The following is a 19,739-nucleotide window of genomic DNA, read 5'->3' on the forward strand; positions in this document are numbered from 1 at the left end:
AGGCCGTCAAGCCAGCAGCAGCACCACCAGCGATCCCCGCCATACCGGTCGGGCCGACCTCAACCAGACCAGCACCCAGAGCCGCGGGAGCCAGCGAGAGAGCGGGGTGACGGCAGGCCCAGGCCGCCGCACGCCACTCCCAGCCGGGCTCACGTGAGGACTGCCGATCCGGAGCCGGAACCACCGACTTGCGCGGCGCAGAAGACGTGAAAACGCCCATGCGGAAACCTCAATCCTTGAACGAGGGCAGGACCGAACCCCGGCCCAGCTCCCACACGTCCGCAACGCAGCGCAGACGCAGAAGGGGAAAGCCAGGCCGGGACGATCCCTGCCGAAAGAAGCGCCCAGAAGTTCCGGGCCGAAACGCTTTGCCTACCGGCCGGAGTCCTCGGACATGGTCCGGCTGACGTCGTCGAGCACCAGGACCAGCACGGCCACGTCACGGGTCAGCCGGTCATGAGCGCCCTTGAGCTTGGCTGACTCCGGAGCGCTCTTGGCGACCGGGCGCAGCATGGTCATGGCGTTGCTCAGGTCGTCCATGCAGTCTTCGAGATCCACGCGCGCCATGTCAGAACCTCCACTCCTGGGCCATCAGATCGGCCTGCCCACGACGCACACGACCCTGCAGGACCTCCAACGAGGATTCAGCCCGCTTGACCAGGGACATCAGCTCTTCCACCGTCACGACACCTACCGGTCCTGACTCCAGACCCTGTACCTGCCCGACCACCCGCCGGGCGTCCTCCAGCACTATCCGAACGTGCTCGATCATCGAGACCAGCCGGTCGTACTTGCGACGGCTACGGGCGTTGACCACCAGACCTACGGGCGTCGTCATCGCAGACCCCCACCCGAAAAGGCAGAGACGGCCGGGGTAGTGGAGAAGAAGCGGCCCCGGTCATCGCGCAGCGGCAGAGGCGGCTGAGCCGTGCAGGCGCCGCACTTTCCCTGATCGAGGCTGGAGGCCGGGACCAGCGCGCGGCACTGCGAACAGCGCTGCCTGGCACGACCGGCGTGCATAATCATCTGTTGCATCGCGGTGTACTCCCATTCATTCGCCGATGTACGCCCCCGGGCCGGTGGCCGCCGACCCGGGGGCACCTGATGCGACCTTGTGAAGCTGTCAGGCCGCCTTGCCACCCTCAGCGGACGCCGACCGGGAAGCACGGCCCGTCGTGGGAGCCGAACCACCCGGGGCCTGCCCCTGCGGATGAACACCCGTGGCGCGAAACGACAGCGCCATACGCGCCCGGCCGTTCCCACGCCCCTCCTGGATGTACGGGGTCACCGTCAGACCGGAAAACTCCACAGCCCGCAGACCCGTCCCAGGCAGAACCTCCTCCGGCAGCATCGGCACGTGAGGAGCCGTGACCTTGACCTTGACCTCCTTCTCCCGAGCCTCGGGGTCACGGTCGATGCAGGTCACCGTCCAGACCAGCTCACCGGTCTGCTTGTCCTTCGAGGGAGACTGCCGCCCCGTCTTCTGGTCGTAGTCCATCGCCTGCTGCACGCCCATCGCGTACAGACCATGCGGAAACGCGTCCGCCATCGGCACCGTGAACCGGTAGCCACCCATCAGCGCCATGCGCTCTCCCCTCGCAGCTCCATGAGCCGCTTTCGTATAGGGGGCTAAACCGTGAGCCCCAGTAAAAGCCCCGCTGATTTAGGGGCCTAAACCCACGGTACGGACCCGGGGGAGTAGCGTCAAGGGGCCTAAACTCGAAGAGTGGAAACCGACGAGTTCGAAGCCGTACGGGGCGAGGCGGACGCCCTGACCAGGGCTCGTCGCGCAACGTCACTGATCGCTACCTATCAGCAGCGTTCGACCGAGCTGGCCAGGCTTCGCCGACTGGCGATCGAGCAGGCAGCCCGGGAGCGAGGCATGACCCTCGCCGCAGTGGCAGCAGAGATCGGCCTGTCGAAGGGGCGCATTACCCAGATCCGGCAGTCTGCCCCTCCCCCAGAGCGCGGCCTGTTCGGCGTTGGCCCCATCACGGTTGCCGTGCCGACCAGGGCCATGCCCGGGCGAGGCTTGCCGGTGATCTCGGCCGAGGACTCAATCGCAGCCGAACGCATGACCCAGGTCTTGACCGACTACGGGTTCACGGTCGAGCAGTACCGCATCCCGATCGGCGGGGAGTGGACACCGATGGGCGACGTGGTGGCCATCTGCGGGCCGAAGTCTTCGCACGTGACGGCCGATGCGATGGAAAGCGACCCCTACCTCAGTTTCTCACCCAATGAATCCGGCAAGTGGGTTCTCCAAGAACGCTCCACTGGAAGGGTTTTCACATCTGGGATGGACGCCGACCTTGCCACTGCATCGGACGTGGCCTACATCGGCAAGCTTAACTACCGTGGCACTGACCTGTTCGTCATCGCTGGCGTTCATGCCATCGGATCCGTAGGTGCAGTGCACTATTTCGCGGGTCACGCAGCGGAGCTTTACGCCCAGGTCGGCGACCACCGTTGGTCGGCGATCGTCGCCAGCAGCCATGACGGCGAAACCATCACCAGTAGTGAGTTGGTATGCCCACCACGAATCCACGAATGATCGTCAGCACCGCCACTCTTCGCGGTGACGGCCGTAAGAACCAAGACGCGATCGTCGTCTCCGACCGAGCCGCAGCCGTTCTTGACGGCGCCTCAGCCTGGTATCCGCAGGAACCTGGACGCGATGGCGGCTGGTACTCCGAGAACCTTGCAGCGCGGCTGATGACCACGCTCGACGACGACCGGGCATTGGCCGACATCGTGCACGACGCCATCGCGGACATGTGCAGCACGTTCGACCTCAAGCCAGGTGCTGCCCCAGAGAGCACACTCACGATCGCGCGCTGGGACGACCGGAACGTCGAGGTCTTTGCTCTCTGCGACAGTCCGGCCGTCATCTATGGCACCGCGGGCAATCCGACGATCGTCTTGGATGACCGCCTGCAAAGCGCCGGCACTGAGGCCCGAGCCACCTACCGGGCGCATCTTCGAGCCGGTCATGGCTACGGTCCCGAACTGAGGCCGCTTTTGGCGAAGCTCCAGGAGGACGAGTTCAAGCACCAGAACCGAGAAGGCGGCTACTGGGTAGCCGAGGCATCCCCGGAAGCCGCGCACCACGCCTACACGGCGCGCTTCGAGCTCGACCAAGTCGAAGCCATCCTCCTGCTCTCCGACGGAGCAGCAGCCGGAGTCGACGACTACGGACAGCCGTCCACGTGGCGCGAAGCAGGTTCTTTCGCCGTCTCCGACCCGGCAGGGTTCATCGCCCATGTTCACCACACTGAGGACACCGACCCAAATGGTCAGCGCTGGCCCCGGGCCAAGTGCCACGACGACAAGGCCATTGCGGTAGTCCGGCCGGTTTCCGCGTTACTGCCGAATTGACCTTTTGGTAGTCAAGGCGGCCCGCAAGCGGGCCGCAGCGCCGGGCTCTCCCGGGCGGCATGCGGCCTGGCGGCCGGTCCACCCGGGAGCCCGGCGCGCGTCGTTTGGGCGCGAGGACCAGGCCCTCAGAATCGGCCGGCACTCGGGTGGCAGCGTCTCCTTGGTCGGTGGCTGGGGTCCGTCAGGCATGGAGGAGGGGGCGGCGTCCGCGCTGCGTGCGTCGGTCCGCCCAGAGACGCTCATCTCCCTCGGGTCTTACCCCAGCATGGCCGTCCCAGCCTGGCTGAGTGCCGCTCACGCGTCGTCGCCTTCCTGAGGTGGCGGGTGATGCCGGGCAGACTTGCCGCTGCGCCGTGCCCCCCGCGTGCCCCAAGCGAGGCGACCTCGGGGTCATCTACGGTCAATGAGGGAGAGCGCCGACAGCTCCGAACCCGCAGGTCAAGGGTGATCAACGGGTTTTCCCAAGCTGACAGTGCGAGTTCGATTCTCGTCGCCCGCTCCAGCATGAAGGCCCAGGTCAGGGTATTGCCCCGATCTGGGCCTTCAGCGTTTGCCAGTCCGTGGGGACCCGCGTGCTCGTCACCGGGCGGCCAGGCCAAGCCTGAGCAAGAACACCCTTCGCCGCCGAGTTGGGCCCTGGGACCCACAGGAGCCGAACGAACGGGTTCTAGCGTCGAAACATGATCCGTCCGTATCGCGCCTGTCGTGGTCGGGATCGGGGTCAGGCCACCACCGAATACGTGGGTCTGCTGTCGATCGTGGCCGTAACCGTGGCCTCGATCGTCGCCGTGCTACTGGCCTTCGGCTCCGGCGCCCTGACTCACCGGGTCCGGAGCGCGGCCTGCGCCGTCCTCGCTCTGAACTGCGTCCAGGACAGTGCCACGAATACCCCGGCGTCTTCGGCGACGAGCCCGCCGACCGGCACCGGCGACCCGGCCACCGCCCACGGGACCGGCACGAACGGGGCGACCGCAGACGGGGCCACCGTCGAGATCGTCGAGGACGATTCCTGTCACGGTTGGCGTGCCTGCGCCTGGAGCGGCATCAAGCAGGTCGGCAGCGGCGGCTACAACATCGGAAAGGGCGCCGTTGACGACGTCACGGGCGTCTACGACCTGGTTCGGCACCCCTCCGGCGTGGTGGACGCCGGCAAGTACATCGTCGAGCACCCCGGCGACGCCGCCGCAGAACTTGTCTGGGACACCGAGTCCTCCCAGATGTGGGACGGCGGCGACTACGGCGGCTCGGTCGGGCGCACCGCCTGGAACGTGGGGTCCTGGTTCATCCCGTACTACGACATTGGTAAGGGCGTCTCGAAGGTCGGGAAGATCGGAAAGATCGGGAAGACCGCTGAGGAGGCCGAGAAGGCCGCCAAGTCGTCGAAGGCGGCCGAGGCCGCAGAGGGCACTGGTTCGGCGGCCCGGAAGGAGGACGGCTCCGATCTCGACGAAACGGTCAGGGCCTGCGCCAACAGCTTCGCCGCAGGAACCGGGGTGCTGCTTGCCGACGGGGCTGTGCGACGGATCGACCAGATCGCTGTCGGCGAAACCGTCTTGGCGACCGATCCTTCGACCGGCCGATCCAGCGCCCGCACCGTCACCGCCGTCCTGGTTCACGACGACGTCGACCTCACCGACCTCACCGTTCGCGACATCAACGGCACGACCAGCATCATCCGGACGACCCCCGGGCACCCGTTCTTCAACGGTTCCTGGACCGCTGCCGGAGATCTGTCGCCCGGCGACCGGCTCGCCTCGGTCGCAGGTCACACGGCCGAGGTGCTCAGCGTCCACTCCTTCAGGGGCCCGGCCACCCGGTACAACCTGACCGTTGCGGGTGTTCACACGTTCTATGTGCAGGCCGGGCAGACACCCGTTCTCGTCCACAACGACAACGGCACCGGCGAGCCGGTGGTGGACAGCCAGCGCCTGCGAAACACCGTCTCCCGCCTCTTCAAGGGGGTCGGGAACACCCCCCAGATCGGTGACGGGACCACTATGGCGGCAGCCAACTCCGAGATCCAGGGCGGGCAGCTCGTCGAGGACAAGGACCACGTGAGCAAGGCCCAGAACGCCCGCAGCGCGTTGAGCAACTTCCTGAAGGACGACGTCACCAAGGTGAAGGGCGGTAAGAAGGTTCCTAATGTGAAGACCGAACGAGACATTCAGGTTGCCGAGAGTCTCATCGCGGCCCTGGATGACGCCATGGCCGGGAAATATGTTGGCCTGGAACACTACAACGGCCTCAAGGGATGCTGATGGGCGACGACGTGAAACTCCTGGAGGACCTGGTCCGACATGTCCCTGGCCTCCAGGAGGTGTACGAGATCCACGTCTTCAACGAGGGCGGTGTCCTGCCGCACCTGCTCATGGCCGACGTCTTCGACGAGGTGCTCAACGCATTCCAGGGCACAGACGACGCGGACCCCGGCCTGGACTGGCGCGCCGTCCTGGCCTACCTGGAGGACCGGTTCGCGAGCGGCAACCTGGAGATGGCCAAGGTGATCGTGACGTCCTTCCTCGACTACGTGCCCCGTCCGGGTCGGCCGGGCCACGAACTGGCCGGCGAACTCGGCCCGGTCATGGCCCAGCGCCTGGCGGCGCTCCAGGCCGGCGACCCCCGGCCGCCGACGAACCCGCTGTCACCGGGCTGACGACACCCACCCGGGCAGCCTGGGAAGTTGGAGCAGTTGGTCCAAGGGCGAGATCGGCGTGGTCCCTCTAGAGTTCGGGAGGTGACTGTTCCGACCCCGCTGCACATAAGTGCTCGCATCGAGAACGTGCTGATGGGCCGCATTGCGAGTGTGTTGCGCCGTTACTCCTGGCGGCCGCTGGCGGTGCCCTACACCGGCTACGGGTCCGCCCCGGCCGAGGGTGAGGGCTGGGCCCGGGTGCTGGTGCGGGTTCGGCTGAGTCCCCTCAACACCGCCACCGAGGACTTCGACGGGGAGGGCGGTCGCTGGTGGCGGAAGTTCTTCACCGTCGGGCTGGCCGACGTGCCGGTGTCGGTGCAGTTGGGTAGCCACGTGCACGAGGTTCGCAGCGGTCGTGGTGGCTATGTGGACGTGGTGCTTCCGAGCGACCTGGGGCCGGGGTGGCACGACGTGCCGATGCTGGTGGCCGGGCGGCCGACGGCGACGGCGCATCTGCGGGTGGTCGGGCCGGACGAGCGGTTCGGCATGGTCAGCGACATCGACGACACGGTGATGATCACGGCCCTGCCCCGGCCGCTGCTGGCCTTCTGGAACACCTTCGTGGTGAAGGAGACCAGCCGGCGGCCGGTGCCGGGGATGGCCGTGCTGTACGAACGGCTCCGCCGGGAAGAGCCGGACGCTTTGGTGGTCTACCTGTCCACCGGGGCCTGGAACGTGGCCCGGGCGATCTCGCGGTTCCTGGAACTGCACGCCTATCCGCGCGGTCCGCTGGTGATGACCGACTGGGGGCCGACGGCCGACAGCTGGTTCCGTTCCGGCCGGGCCCACAAGCACCGCGAGCTGCGTCGGCTGGTCAAGGAGTTCCCGCAGCTGCGCTGGGTGCTGATCGGCGACGACGGGCAGCACGACCCGCAGTTGTACGAGGAGCTCGCCGACGAGGTGCCGGAGGCGCTGCGGATGGTGCTGATCCGGCAGCTGTCCACCGTGGAGCAGGTGCTGACCCACGGTTCCCCGATACCGCCTGAGCAGCAGGCACTCCATGCTCCGAGCCCGGTCCCGTGGCTGCGTGGGCCCAACGGCTCGACACTGGCCGCCCAGCTTCCGGGCATCAACGAAAGTTCGTGACCAACAACGTCTTCAATGAAATCCGAGGGCCCCTAGGAGACCGCCCATGTGTGCGTACCGGCTTCCCCCGGCTCGGGTACGTCACCACGGGCGGCCTCCGGCTCCGGCAGAGCCTCAGGCCTTGACCACGGGCTCCTGGAGCTCGGTGACCCAGGTCGCCGGATCACCCGTGCCGTACTCCAGGTAGAGCTCCCGGTTGAGCCCGGTCGAGCGGTAGCCGCTCGCCTCGATCCAGTGGGCGAGCCGCTGGATCGAGGCGAGGACGTCGTCCATCGGGCCGTGGTGCAGGATCGTCGCCGCCTGCTCCAGGCCGGGCAGGTCGACCACCTCGAAGTCGTACGCCGGGTCCGGCTCCAGATCGACCGGGCAACCGGCGTGCACGATCACCCCCTCGCCACCGGGCCGTTGCTCGTACCAGGCCACTCCCGGGCCGGTCGAGGTGACCCCGGCCTTCTCCATACGCTCGTGCAACTGCTGGTAGAGCGGGCCGATCACCGGGCCGACGGCGTCCGGTTCGAAGCTCTCGGCCTCGCCCGACAACTGCGCCAGCCGGACCTGGGGAACCGGCTTGACCTGCACGTCCTGGGTAGGCATGGCGCCCTCCCTCTCGATGACGGACAACCTCGCCTCGACCTGGGTGAGCCGGGCCGTGTCGAGCCGCACCTGCTCCTCGAGCTCGGCCCGGCGCAACCGCAGCATGCCGCGCAGCTCTCCGGCGTCGACCTCCTCGTCGAGGATGGACCTCACCCGTTCGAGGGTGAACCCGAGGTCCTTCAGGGCGACGATGCGGTTGAGCCGGGACAGCTGGGCCGCCTCGTACGAGCGGTACCCGGTGGCCGGGTCGACGGCGGCCGGGCGCAGCAGCCCGAGCCGGTCGTAGTGGCGCAGCATCCGCACCGATACCCGGCCGTGTCTGGCGAAGTCTCCGATGGTGAACATGACTCCCCAGGTCTACGGGCTGACACGGTGTCAGGGTCAAGAGTGGTGCCCAGGGAGCCCAGCGCCCACGACCAAGAACGAACAATGGACGTACGAAGGCCCGTCCCAGAGGTATCGGGACGGGCCTTCGTACGACTTTGGTATCAGTCGGCCGTCTTCACCAACGTCTTCTCGGAGGCCGGCTCGACCTCGACCTTGACCTCGGCCTTCACCGCTGCCGCCCGCCGGGCGGCCCGGTGAGCCTGCCAACGGGCCATCAGCCGCGGGGTGACCCAGCAGGCGAAGCCGGCCACGGCCAGACCGGTGACGACGTCGATCACGTAGTGGTTGCCGGTGATGACCACCGTGACCGCGACACCGAAGGGGTAGAGCCAGCCGTAGCGCTGGGCGAACCGGCCCCCGCTGCGCCGCCAGGCCCAGGCGCACCACATCGCCCAGCCCACGTGCAGGCTCGGGACCGCCGCGTACTGGTTGGTCAGGTGCTCGAAGCCCCGCGGGGCGCTGGCCCCGGCCCCCCACCAGCCGTAGTCCGACCAGACCCGGAGCATGTCCATCCAGGCGAAGCCGGGCAGCAGGCGGGGCGGGGCCACCGGCATGCTGACGAAGATGACCAGGCCGATCGCCGACATTACGATGAGCGAGAAGAGCGCGGACTGGTAGGCGGAGGGGTGGCGGCGCCAGAGCCAGACCAGCACCAGCGGGGTGACCAGGTAGTGCAGGCTCGCGTAGCCCATCGACAGCGGCACGGCGAGCAGCCCGTGCTGCAGTGCCCAGGCGTTGAGGTCGATGACCCAGCCGAACCCGAGCGCGTCGTCCAGCCGCAGGATGGCCTGCCCGCGCTCGACCGCGGCCTGCACGTCCTCCCCGGAGAAGGACCGGGCCAGCGAGTAGAGGAGCCAGGCCCCGACGACCAGGAACAACTGCCCGATGACGCCGCCGCGCGGGCGACCCCGGCCCGGCTCACGATCCAGCCCGTCGGGCCCGGCCTCCAACGGGTCGGGGACGACCACCGGGTCGTGCGTAACCACCTGGGGGGCGGGCGAACTACGCTCGTAACGGGCCGCGGTATCGGTCTCGACCCGCGGGGGGACCCAGCCCGCAGGGCAGACGGCCATTAGCCGACCCTGACGTCGGCCGGGCGGAAGCCGTTGACGGCCAACGCCTTTCCTAGCCCCGCCTGCGCACCTACCCGCATCAGCATGCTCCCGTCCTCGACGATCCGCGCGCCCTCGGCCTGAGGGCAGAAAACCTACGTAATGGTTTATCGCCGCTCAAGCGATTTGGCATCCTCCTGGAGTTGTACAACCAGAGCAGTACGCCGGGTGCAAAAGATGCTTGAGGTAGCAACTTTTCCGGACAGGCAGAATCGGCGCAGAGCGCACCGTTGAGCGCCACTGCGGACCCGACACCACCTACGAACTTTTCCGAGGGGCCTAACGATCACCCGGGCCAGGGCATTCCGCCATTTCAGGCGCCGTTGCCCATTCGTGATCCTTGGCCCCCGACGCCGTGCTCAGGCCACATCGGCACCAGGTCATGTCAGACAGAGCCGCGAATCACACAGATCCGGACACATCCCGCCCGGCGATCTGCCTCCGGCCGGAAGTCAGCCCCTAAGTGCGGAGAAGATGATCTGCGGCACCTTGTCCCACGAGGGCTTCCCGGCGTAGGCGGTGAGCGCGGCCCCGGTGAGGTGCGCTGTCTTGTTCGTCACGAACCAGGGCGGGCGGGGCGGCGCGGCCGCGAGCTCTCCGGCGAACAGCGATCGCGGGGCCGGGCGGAACGGGCCTCGGATCACTGCCCGTTCGGGCGCACGCAGGAACAGCGCGTTGTGCACCGTGCCGATTCCGCTGCCGACGGCCGTCAGCTCATTGCCCGGGAACGCCCCCCAGGGCACCGCCGGGAGCTGGAAACCCAGACCGATCCAGACGTTTACGCCGATGCAGCCGTAACGCAGCCGGGCCAGCTCGGTCTCGAACCCCTCGCCGAGTTCGCGCAGTGTGGCCGGGTGCGCGATCAGGCCGGCGCCGAGCGTGCCGCTGATCGAGTCGTTGGCCAGGGTGACGGCGCTCTCGAGAAACTCCCGGCCCTCTCCCGGAAGCGTGATCACGGCCAGAGCGGGTGCGAAAGTCTCTGCTTTCAGCACATATTCGAGTTCGGCGGACGCGACGGACGCATCCAGCGGGCCGACCAGCAACCGGTCGTCACCGGCGCGCTCGGCGGTCGGGCAGGCGCCCTGCACATCCTGCATGCGCCGGCTGCTGCCCGGGTAGTAGGCGGCCCGGGCGGGAGCCTGGCCGAGGACCCGGCGCAGCTCGGCCAGGAACTGGTGCTTCTGCGCCCAGTCGGAACTGATCACCACGACCTGGGTGGCCACACAGTTGTAGCCGTTGTTGATCAGCCGCTGGCTCACCACGTTCTCCGCCTGGTACCGCAGATCGGCCCGCGACCAGGGGCCGGGCAGCACGATCGCCGGGGACACCCCGCCCAGTTCGCTGCTGATCGGCTTGGTCAGCAGCGGGGTGCCGGCCTGCTTGCGGGCCTGCCCCTGCGGGCCGGGACCGAACACGATCGCGTCGTGGGTCTGGGCGCTGCCGGTGATGTGGACGTGCCCGACCTGGGGGTGGTTCACCAGGTAGGCCCCGACCTCGGCGTCGCCGGTGACGATCCGCAGCACGCCATGCTCGATCAGCGGCCGCAGCACGGCCTGGAACACGCCCAGCAGGGGGTCGGTGACCGGGTTGAGCTTCAGCAGCACCACGCGGTCGGCCGCGAGCAGCTCGTGCAGGGCGTCGAGCACCGGGATCGACGTGACGTTGCCCGCCCCCAGCACCGCGCCGATGCCGACCTCGCGGCCGGACTCCCGCTGGTCCTGCCCGGCCTCGGCCTGCACCTGGGCGGCGGTGACCCCCGGCGGCATCCAGACGTCGGCGGAGTACCCGCTCAGGATCAGCCGGTCGACCGGGCCGTGCGGCAGCACCCGCACCGTGGTGCGCCCGCCCGGGGCCCGGCCGAAGCGGTAGCCCTCGACCGGGCTCCGGCCGCGCTGCAGCGCCCGCAGGCTGTCGATCAGCGCGGACAGGTTGGTGAGCATGGTGTAGGGCCCGGCCAGCCACTCCTCGCCGACCAGCGGCGACTGTTCGGGCAACTGCTTGACCTCGACCGCGGCCTGCACCCAGTCGTGGGCGTACATCGAGGTGAGGGCGTGGACCCGGGAGAGCAGGAGCCGCCGGGCGGGCAGCGACGTGCGGGCCCAGACCTCCACCCCCCGCTCCAGATCGGTCAGGGCGGAGTCGACTGCGCTGAACCTCCGGTGCGGGGGCGCCTGGGTGGTCATCGACCCATCATCACCCGGCACCGCCTTTCGCCGCGATACCCCGACAGCGACAAAACCGAGCGATCCCCGAAGAGCTGTTTGAAGACGTCCGGCGCGACGGCGCCTGAGCCCTCAGGATTTCGTCGGGTCGGCTGAGAATCCCTTACGGGCAAAGCAATTCGACCAGTTCGTCGGGCCGCGAGGTGCTGAGTACCAGTTCGTTCGCCAATGCGTGACGCCACACGGTGAGCCGGACCCGGGCCGGACCGCGCAGGGTGACCCGGACGAACGAGGCCGGCCCGCCCCGGGTGGCGGTGGCCCGCCCGGACCCGAAGGGCACGTCGATGCCCAGCCCGATCGGGTTGAGCGTGGTGGCCGGGTCGTAGCGCTCGGCCCGGCTGATCAGCGCGCGCGGCACCGCGGTACCGCCGAGCAGGCCGAAATGCACTGTCAGACCGGCCGGATCGACCACGATGCGACCGGTCAGGGCACTGGCCAGGACCACCAGCAGACCCCCGGTGGGGATCAGGAACAGCACCGCGACGACGGCCGCGGGCCCGGCCGGCAGCAGGGCGAACGACAGCGCCGCGACCCCCACCACCTCCATGAAGCCGATCAGGGCGACGCCCAGCGTCAGGCACGCCCAGGCCAGGCGGGGCCCCAGGTCGAAGACCGCGCCGCGAGCACTTTGCCCCGTTTGCTCCATTGCCCGAATTATTGCCAGGACGCCGGTCGAACGTCACTCCAGTCCGGGCTTGACGTCTCAAATTGCATCCCGCGCCAAGTGGATCAATCTGGATCCAGCACCGGGCAGAGGAGCTGCCTGGTCGTCCACGAGGAGTGTCCACAATGGAAATCGGCGGCATCATCTCCGCGATCGTCATCGGACTTGTCATCGGTGCCCTGGGGCGGCTCGTCGTTCCCGGCAAGCAGAACGTCCCGATCTGGCTGACCATCGGCATCGGTATCGTCGCGGCACTCATCGGCACGGCCATCGTCGGCCCGCTGCGTGACACGAACGGCATCGACTGGGTCGAGATCCTGGCCCAGGTCGTCCTGGCCGCCGTCGGTGTGGCCCTGGCCTCCAGCCTGCGTTCCGGCCGGAGCAGCCGCGGCATCCGCTGACCCGCCCGAGGAGTCCGCTCCTCGTCCGAAGCCTGAACAGCACCAGCCGATTGGCCGGTCGCCCCTCGTGGGTGGCCGGCCAATCGGTTTTTGCGCTGTCCGGTCCCTGGCCGGGACGGGAATCGTCCTCTAAAATTATATTACTAAGCAGTAACTTAGTAGGCGCACCGGCCGAGGGGACACAACGATGAGTCACTACCGCCACAACCTGCGAGACGTCGAGTTCAACCTGTTCGAGGTCTTCGGCCGGGACCAGGTACTGGGGAGCGCTCCCTTCGAGGAGATCGACGGCGAGACCGCGCGGGAGATGCTGCGCGAGATGGCCCGACTGGCCACCGACGACCTGGCCCCGTCCGCGATCGAGAGCGACCGGAACCCTCCGGTCTTCCATCCCGAGACGCACTCCGTCACGCTGCCGGAGTCGTTCAAGCAGGCCTACCGCGCCTACCTGGAGTCGGGCTTCTGGCAGATGGGCCTGCCCGAAGAGGTCGGTGGCGTCTCGGCCCCGAGCTCCCTGCGCTGGGGCATGCTGGAGTTCCTGCTCGGGGCCAACCCGGCCGTGCTGATGTACGCGATGGGCATGACCTTCTCCACCACGCTGCACCACTTCGGCACCCCGCAGCAGCAGCGCCTGGCCCAGCTGATGGTCGAGAAGCGCTGGGGCGCCACGATGGTGCTGACCGAGCCGGACGCCGGTTCGGACGTCGGCGCCGGCCGCACCAAGGCGGTGGCCCAGCCGGACGGCACCTGGCACATCAGCGGGGTCAAGCGCTTCATCACCGCAGGCGAGCACGACCTCGCCGACAACATCGTGCACTTCGTGCTGGCCCGGCCCGAGGGCGCCGGCCCCGGTACCAAGGGCCTGTCGCTGTTCATGGTGCCGAAGTTCCACGTCGACCTCGAGACCGGTGAGCTGGGCGAGCGCAACGGCGCCTTCATCACCAACGTCGAGCACAAGATGGGCCTCAAGGTCTCCACCACCTGCGAACTGCGCTTCGGCGAGGTGGACGGCGTACCGGCGGTGGGCACGCTGCTGGGCGACGTGCACCACGGCATCGCGCAGATGTTCGACATCATCGAGGGCGCCCGGATGATGGTCGGCACCAAGGCCATCGCCACCCTCTCCACCGGCTACCTGAACGCGCTGGAGTACGCCAAGGAGCGGGTGCAGGGCGCCGACCTGACGCAGATGCAGGACAAGGCCGCGCCCCGGGTCACGATCACCCACCACCCGGACGTGCGGCGTTCGCTGATGACCCAGAAGGCGTACGCCGAGGGGCTGCGCGCCCTGGTGCACCTGACCTCGGTGCAGCAGGACGCGGTGAAGGTCGCCGAGGCGCGGGGCGAGCGGGACGAGGACGCCGAGCGGCTGAACGACTTCCTGCTGCCCATCGTGAAGGGGGTGGGCTCCGAACGGGCCTTCACGCTGCTGGGTTCGGAGAGCCTGCAGACCTTCGGCGGGTCCGGCTTCCTGCAGGACTACCCGCTGGAGCAGTACGTCCGGGACTCCAAGATCGACACCCTGTACGAGGGCACCACGGCGATCCAGGGCACCGACTTCTTCTTCCGCAAGATCGTGCGGGACAAGGGCCGGGCGCTGTCGCTGATCACCGAGCAGATCACCGAGTTCGCCAAGGCCGACCCGGGTGACGGGCGGCTCGCGACCCAGCGGGAGGCGCTCGGCCATGCCTGCGAGAACTTCCAGGGCATGGTGGCCCACCTGCTGAAGGTGGTGCGCTCGGCCGACACCCGCGCCGAGGGCGCCGACGTCACCAACATCTACAAGGTCGGCCAGAACACCACCCGCCTGCTGATGGCGGCCGGCGACCTGCTGGTCGGCTGGCTGCTGCTGCGCCAGGCCGACGTGGCGCTGACCGCCCTGGAAGGCTCCGCGAAGGCTGCCGACCGGGCCTTCTACCAGGGCAAAGTGGCTGCGGCGACGTACTTCGCGGCTCAGGTGCTGCCGCACCTGGCGGTGGAACGGGCGATCCTCGAGAGCACCGACAACGCACTGATGGACCTGCCCGAAGAAGCGTTCTGACCTGACTCCGGGCGCCTCCCGACGATCGGGAGGCGCCCGGAAACAGGTGCTGTACGGCCGTTCTCAGCCAGATACCGACCGGGTCTCAGTCGAGCGCGGTGAGCTTCTCCACCTCGATCGTGGCCAGCGAGTCGGCCAGTTCCGCGGCGGTCTCCTCGTCGCTGCCGGCCACCTGCACCCCGGCGACCAGCTCGTTCACCCGCACCAGCATCCGTACCACCGCGCGCCCGTCGGCGGTGCTGCTGCCGGCCCAGGTCTGCTCGGAACCGGTGACCTCGTGCGGCAGCACCTCGACCGGCTGGTTCCACGAACAACCCCCGATGCCGGTGGTCAGCCCGGTGAGCGCGTCGGCCGCGGCGTCGGTACTGGGCCAGCGGGTGACCGTGAGGGAGACCTCGGTGTCACCGCTCCAGCGCCACTCGCGCTGCTGGGCGTTGTCGGTGACCCCGGGCTGGGCCGTACCGGTGGGCCCGGCGCAGCTCAGCCCGTCGACCAGTTCGGGATCGACCGATCCGGAACTGGCCCCGGCCGCCGCCCCGGTGAGGCTGACCCCAGGGGGCAGCTCGGAGGCGGAGAAGCCGAGCGACTCAGGCACCTCGGCCGCCGCGCGCTGCTCGTGTTTCGGCAGGAGAACGGCGCTCACACTGTCGGTGCTCTGCTCGGCGGTGGCCAGTTGCCAGCCCACCGGCACGGCGACCAGCACGGCCAGGGCACCGACCGCGGCACCCAGCCGTTGCGAGCGCACTCTTCGCGAGCGCCGCCGGCTGCCGGCCGCCAGGGCGGCGACATCCACGGACGACTCACTCAGCCGCTCGTGCAGAGCGACGTCGAGCCGTGCCGCGAGCTCGGCGTCCGCTCCTTGCTCCGTCATCGCGCGCCTTTCCTCACTTCTCAGGTCCCGTGCGCCGGCATCCCGTCGGCGTCCTCCCGCGGGGCAGACGCTGCCGAGGAAGTGAACGTTGCACGGTCAACCGAAAGTTTCATCCACAAGTGCCCCGGCGCACCATCGGCCGGACCAGGGCACCGCGGCCCGCCCGTTCGGCGGCCGGGAGCCGCCGGTTGTTCAGCGCAGCAGGTCGGGAGTCTGCCAGGGTTCCCCTTGAACGGTCTGGGCGAGGAACGCGAAAACCGTCTCGTACCAGACGCACAGGTTCTGCGGCCGGAGCACCCAGTGGTTCTCGTCCGGGAAGACCAGCAGCCGGTGCGGCATGGTGCCGTCCTCACCCACGTTCAGCTCGCCCAGCCGGGCGAACAGGGCCAGCCCTTCGCTGATCGGCGTGCGGTAGTCCTTCTCGCCGTGGATCACCAGCATCGGGGTGGTGATCGACTCGGCGAACCGGGCCGGGGAGTGCTCGGCCCGGGCCTGGGCGGTCATGATCTGGCGCCAGTAGAAGCCCGCGTCGGTGGTGCCTCGGAAGGTGTCGAGGTCCCAGATGCTGGCGTGCGCGACGATGCCCCGGAACCGGTCGGTGTGACCGGCGATCCAGTTGGCCATGTAGCCGCCGTACGAGGCGCCCATGGCGGCCGTGCGCCCGGCGTCGATGTCCTCGCGCTCCACCGTCACGTCGGTGATCCGCATCAGGTCGGTGTAGGGGGCACCGCCCCAGGCTCCCCAGCCGCGGCGGACGAAGTCGAGCCCGTAGCCGGTGGAGAGGGCCGGGTCGGGCAGCAGGACGGCGTAGCCCTGGGCGGCCGCCAGCCACGGGTTCCAGCGCCAGTGCCAGCCGTTCCACGAGCCCAGCGGTCCTCCGTGCACCCACAGCAGCAGCGGCGCCGGGCGATCCGCCGAGGCCTGCTCCGGAAGGACCAGCCAGCCCCGCAGCGGGGTTCCGTCCTCGGCCGTGGTGGTCACCTCGGTGAGGGTGCCCGGCAGGGGCAGCTCCTCGGCCGGGCCGCGCAGGGCCGTGACCTCGCCGGTCCGCGGGTCGATGCGGACCGGGGCGGGCGGGGAGTCGACGCTCGAGCGTAGGGCGTACAGCCCGCTGCCGTCCCGGGTGATGGTCAGGTCGGTGAAGGCACCGCGGTCGGTGAGCTTGCGTACCGTGCGCCGGTCCAGATCGATCCGGAACACCGGCGCGTGCCCCTGGTCGTCGGCGGTGACCAGCAGCGCCTCGCCGTCCGGCGTCCAGACCGGCGTGCCGGTGGGCCAGCGGTCCCAGCCCGGCGCGGCCTCGTGCACCTGCCCGGCGCGGTCGCCGGTCAGGTGCAGCACCATCAGCCGCTGGTGCTCGGGGGTGTCGGGGCTGGGCACCGCCTCGGACACGAACGCGACCTTCGAGCCGTCGGCCGAGAACGCCGGGCTGCGGAACTCGGCCACGTCCTCGGTGAGCAGGGTGCGGCGGGCTCCGGTGGGCACGTCGATCGAGATCAGGTGGGGCCGCAGCACACCGCCGGACCGGACCTCGGTCCAGCTGCAGATCACCGTGCTCCCGTCCGGGCTCACCGCGTAGTCCGGTTCGGGGCGCAGAGCCGGGCCGGTGGGACCGGTGAGGTCGCGCGCCGTGCCCTCGTCGTCCAGCACGAACAGCCGGTCGGCCGCCGGCCCCCAGAACTCGTCCCACCAGCGCACCGGGATGCTCTCGTGCAGGGTGGCCGACACCTTCAGCTCGCGCCGGGCCTTGCGTCGCCGCTCGTCCTCGCCGGGACTGGTCGAGCTGGGCAGGGTGGGTGAGGTCAGCACCACCGTGCCGGCCTCGGCGGCGACCACCACACTGCTGATCCCGCCCGGCCGGGTGGCGTACGGCCGGGCCTCACCGCGGTCCGGCATCAGCCAGAGCGAGGCCGGGCGCTCCTCCTCGTCGTCGTCCGGATCGGGCCGCGCCGAGGTGAACAGCAACGAGCCGTCCGGCCGGAACACCGGCCGGGACTCGCCGGTGCCGCCCCAGGTGAGCCGGCGCGGGGCCGGGCCCTGCGGATCGACCGGGACCTCCCACAGCGAACTGGTGAAGCCCGTGCGCTTGGGGTCGAGCACGGAGACCGTGACGACCAGGCGGTCGCCGTCGGGCGAGACGCTCAGCCCGGACAGGCGCGGGAGCTCGAGGAAGTGATCCAGGTTCACCCGATTTGTCCTATCACGAAGCCGGCGGCTTCTCCTCCTGCGTGGCCTCTTCGGGCGCCGTCGACGTGGTCACCGTGGCGGTCTTCCGGCCCGACATCTTGGCCAGCATCTGGTTGTAGGCCTCCAGCTCGGCGTCGCCGTCGCGATCGGCCTTACGGTCGTAACGGCGCTGCTCGCGGTCGTCGGAGCGGGCCCACTGCACCATCAGGACCAGCGCGATCAGCAGGGTCGGGAACTCGCCGATGCCCCAGCCGATGCCGCCGCCGTACTGCTGGTCGCTGAGCAGCCCGCCGCCCCAGGTGCGGCCGAGGTTGCCGAAGAACTCCGACTGCAGCACGGTCTCGCCGTTCATCATGGCCAGGAAGAAGAACGCGTGGAAGGCCATGGTGGCCAGGAGCACGATCAGCCGCAGCGGGTAGCCGAAGCGCTTGGGTCCCGGGTCGACGCCGATCATCGTCCAGGCGAACAGGTAGCCGCTGAGCAGGAAGTGCACGTCCATCAGCTCGTGCCCGGTGTGCGTGGTCAGCGCCATCTCGAACAGGTCGGAGTAGTAGAAGACGACCAGGCTGCCGGCGAAGATCAGGGCGGCCACCGGCGGGAACGAGATCAGCTTCAGGTAGCGCGACTCGGTCACGATCAGCAGCCACTCGCGCGGGCCCCGGCTGCCGTCGCGGCGCGTGGTCAGGGTGCGCAGGGCCAGGGTGATCGGTGCCGAGAGCACCAGCAGCGGCGGCACGATCATCGCCAGCATCATGTGCATGATCATGTGGCCGCTGAACGTCACCCGGCCGTAGACCGCGGGGGCCCCGCAGGTGGCGTAGATCAGCAGGGCGACACCGGACACCAGGGCCACCGACCGGCCGACCGGCCAGGCGTCGCCCCGCCGGCGCAGCCGGACCACACCGGTGAAGTAGGCGAGGAGGACGACCGCGCCGATCACGATCCACATCAGGTCGGGCTGCCAGGAAGTGAGCCAGCGGGCCAGGGTGGGCTCCGGCGGCATCGGGTAGCCGGTGATCGACTCGGCGATGTCGGTGCTGCGGTAGCCGGTGCTCGGCGGTGGGGTGCGCGACAGCGCCGAGGCCAGGCCGAAGGCGATCGCCATGATGCCCAGCTCGACCACGGCGAGCCGGGTGAAGGCGCCGCGGCGGCCGGCCTCCAGGGCGGGCAGGGTGGCCACCCGGTGGCGGTAGCCGAACAGGCCGAGCAGGACCAGGGCCGCGGTCTTGCCCAGCAGCAGCAGGCCGTAGCTGGAGCCCAGGCTGCCCAGGTCGGAGATCCGCAGCGAGGAGTTGACCAGCCCGGACAGGCCGACCGCGACGAAGGACCAGAGGGCGAAGGTGGAGTAGCGCTCGGCCGCCCGGGCCAGCACCGGGCCCTTGATCGTGGGGGCGAGCAGCAGCAGGGCGGCCAGCCCGCCGACCCACACGGCCGCACCGATCAGGTGCAGGCCCATGCTGGTGACCGCGGTCTGGTGGTCACCGCTGCTGCTGGAGTGCCCGTTCAGCGCGGTCGGGACCAGGCAGGCCAGCGAACCGGCGGCGAGCCAGGCGGCCGAGGTGGTCTTGACCGCCCCGGCCGCGAGCAGGCCGACCACCGCGGCGCCGGCCGCGGTCAGCCCGAGGCCCCGGCCCAGGTCGATGTCGCGGGTGTAGGCCACCAGTTGGCTGCCGAAGCCCGGGCTGTCCATCGGCGCGCCGAGCACGTCGGCCAGGTTGAACACCAGCAGCGCGATCGCGGCCAGGGCCCAGACGGTGGCCGAGGCCGCGGCGATCAGGAAGGCCGGGCGGTGGGCCTCGCCCTGACGGCCCACCGGCAGGGCGAGGGCGGTCAGCAGCAGCACGCCGACGGTGACCGCCCCGGCGATGTCGGCGACCACCCGGGCGAGGATCAGGCCCCAGCGCACCATCGGGCCCGGGTCCTGCAGGATGCTCGGCACGGCCGCTCCGGAACCGGCGGCGGCCAGCACCGCGGTGCCGAGGGCCAGCACCACCAGCACGGTGCCGATCGTGGCCGTCCGGCCCACGTCGAGGGGCTGGCGAGTGGTCGTCGGGCTGCTCACTGAGGGGTCATCCACTTCTGCTTCACGTCTGATCCGCGTCTG

General features: G+C 69.5%; 17 protein-coding genes. 7 read left to right on the forward strand and 10 right to left on the reverse strand.

What is annotated here, in order from left to right; translation table 11 throughout:
• Positions 1-372 precede the first annotated feature (372 nt).
• The 3 genes from QSK18_RS05080 to QSK18_RS05090 all read right to left on the reverse strand — a co-directional run bounded on the left by QSK18_RS05080 (position 373) and on the right by QSK18_RS05090 (position 1,585).
• Positions 373-567: a hypothetical protein gene (locus QSK18_RS05080; RefSeq protein WP_232808768.1), complete on the reverse strand. Its 195-nt coding sequence runs from the start codon at positions 565-567 to the stop codon at positions 373-375.
• 1 nt (position 568) lies between these two features.
• A complete protein-coding gene (locus QSK18_RS05085) occupies positions 569-838 on the reverse strand; it encodes a hypothetical protein (RefSeq protein ID WP_232808769.1) in 270 nt (89 codons plus the stop codon).
• A gap of 285 nt (positions 839-1,123) precedes the next feature.
• Positions 1,124-1,585, reverse strand: a complete 462-nt coding sequence (locus QSK18_RS05090) for a hypothetical protein (protein WP_232808770.1) — start codon at positions 1,583-1,585, stop codon at positions 1,124-1,126.
• A gap of 141 nt (positions 1,586-1,726) precedes the next feature.
• Here QSK18_RS05090 and QSK18_RS05095 point away from each other — a divergent pair, with 141 nt between their 5' ends.
• From QSK18_RS05095 to QSK18_RS05115, 5 genes are all read left to right on the forward strand, one after another.
• Complete coding sequence (locus QSK18_RS05095) at positions 1,727-2,554, forward strand: hypothetical protein (RefSeq protein ID WP_285616765.1); 828 nt, start codon at positions 1,727-1,729, stop codon at positions 2,552-2,554.
• Positions 2,551-3,378: a protein phosphatase 2C domain-containing protein gene (locus tag QSK18_RS05100; protein ID WP_232808772.1), complete on the forward strand. Its 828-nt coding sequence runs from the start codon at positions 2,551-2,553 to the stop codon at positions 3,376-3,378. Before QSK18_RS05095 ends, QSK18_RS05100 begins: the two co-directional genes overlap by 4 nt.
• Before the next feature lie 680 nt (positions 3,379-4,058).
• Positions 4,059-5,636, forward strand: a complete 1,578-nt coding sequence (locus QSK18_RS05105) for a polymorphic toxin-type HINT domain-containing protein (RefSeq protein ID WP_232808773.1) — start codon at positions 4,059-4,061, stop codon at positions 5,634-5,636.
• On the forward strand, positions 5,636-6,031 hold the full coding sequence (locus QSK18_RS05110) for a hypothetical protein (protein WP_232808774.1): 396 nt from the start codon (positions 5,636-5,638) through the stop codon (positions 6,029-6,031). Before QSK18_RS05105 ends, QSK18_RS05110 begins: the two co-directional genes overlap by 1 nt.
• An 81-nt stretch (positions 6,032-6,112) precedes the next feature.
• The gene (locus tag QSK18_RS05115) at positions 6,113-7,156 is read left to right on the forward strand and encodes an App1 family protein phosphatidate phosphatase (protein WP_232808775.1); all 1,044 of its coding nucleotides are present in this window, start codon (positions 6,113-6,115) and stop codon (positions 7,154-7,156) included.
• A 114-nt stretch (positions 7,157-7,270) separates the two neighbouring features.
• Here QSK18_RS05115 and QSK18_RS05120 read toward each other — a convergent pair whose 3' ends face one another.
• The 4 genes from QSK18_RS05120 to QSK18_RS05135 form a co-directional block, all read right to left on the reverse strand.
• A complete protein-coding gene (locus QSK18_RS05120; protein WP_232808776.1) occupies positions 7,271-8,095 on the reverse strand; it encodes a MerR family transcriptional regulator in 825 nt (274 codons plus the stop codon).
• Positions 8,096-8,238: 143 nt separating this feature from the next.
• A complete protein-coding gene (locus QSK18_RS05125; RefSeq protein WP_232808777.1) occupies positions 8,239-9,210 on the reverse strand; it encodes a phosphatase PAP2 family protein in 972 nt (323 codons plus the stop codon).
• A 491-nt stretch (positions 9,211-9,701) separates the two neighbouring features.
• Positions 9,702-11,432, reverse strand: coding sequence for an aldehyde dehydrogenase family protein (locus QSK18_RS05130; RefSeq protein ID WP_285616771.1), 1,731 nt, complete (start codon positions 11,430-11,432; stop codon positions 9,702-9,704).
• Positions 11,433-11,574: 142 nt separating this feature from the next.
• Positions 11,575-12,117, reverse strand: a complete 543-nt coding sequence (locus QSK18_RS05135) for a PH domain-containing protein (protein ID WP_285616772.1) — start codon at positions 12,115-12,117, stop codon at positions 11,575-11,577.
• Between the two features lie 143 nt (positions 12,118-12,260).
• On the opposite strand from QSK18_RS05135, the gene QSK18_RS05140 reads away from it, so the two are divergent.
• The gene (locus QSK18_RS05140; RefSeq protein WP_285616773.1) at positions 12,261-12,536 is read left to right on the forward strand and encodes a GlsB/YeaQ/YmgE family stress response membrane protein; all 276 of its coding nucleotides are present in this window, start codon (positions 12,261-12,263) and stop codon (positions 12,534-12,536) included.
• A gap of 187 nt (positions 12,537-12,723) precedes the next feature.
• Entirely contained in the window at positions 12,724-14,577 is a 1,854-nt protein-coding gene (locus QSK18_RS05145) for an acyl-CoA dehydrogenase (protein ID WP_285616775.1), read from the forward strand.
• A gap of 85 nt (positions 14,578-14,662) precedes the next feature.
• Here the strand turns inward: QSK18_RS05145 and QSK18_RS05150 are convergent, their stop codons facing one another.
• From QSK18_RS05150 to QSK18_RS05160, 3 genes are all read right to left on the reverse strand, one after another.
• Positions 14,663-15,448, reverse strand: coding sequence for a hypothetical protein (locus QSK18_RS05150; RefSeq protein ID WP_232808782.1), 786 nt, complete (start codon positions 15,446-15,448; stop codon positions 14,663-14,665).
• Between the two features lie 192 nt (positions 15,449-15,640).
• Positions 15,641-17,635, reverse strand: coding sequence for a S9 family peptidase (locus QSK18_RS05155; RefSeq protein ID WP_285616777.1), 1,995 nt, complete (start codon positions 17,633-17,635; stop codon positions 15,641-15,643).
• 13 nt (positions 17,636-17,648) lie between these two features.
• Positions 17,649-19,697: a bifunctional copper resistance protein CopD/cytochrome c oxidase assembly protein gene (locus tag QSK18_RS05160; protein WP_285616779.1), complete on the reverse strand. Its 2,049-nt coding sequence runs from the start codon at positions 19,695-19,697 to the stop codon at positions 17,649-17,651.
• Positions 19,698-19,739 lie beyond the last annotated feature (42 nt).

Origin of the sequence: Kineosporia sp. NBRC 101677 (assembly GCF_030269265.1) — a bacterium.
Lineage (GTDB): Bacteria > Actinomycetota > Actinomycetes > Actinomycetales > Kineosporiaceae > Kineosporia > Kineosporia rhizophila.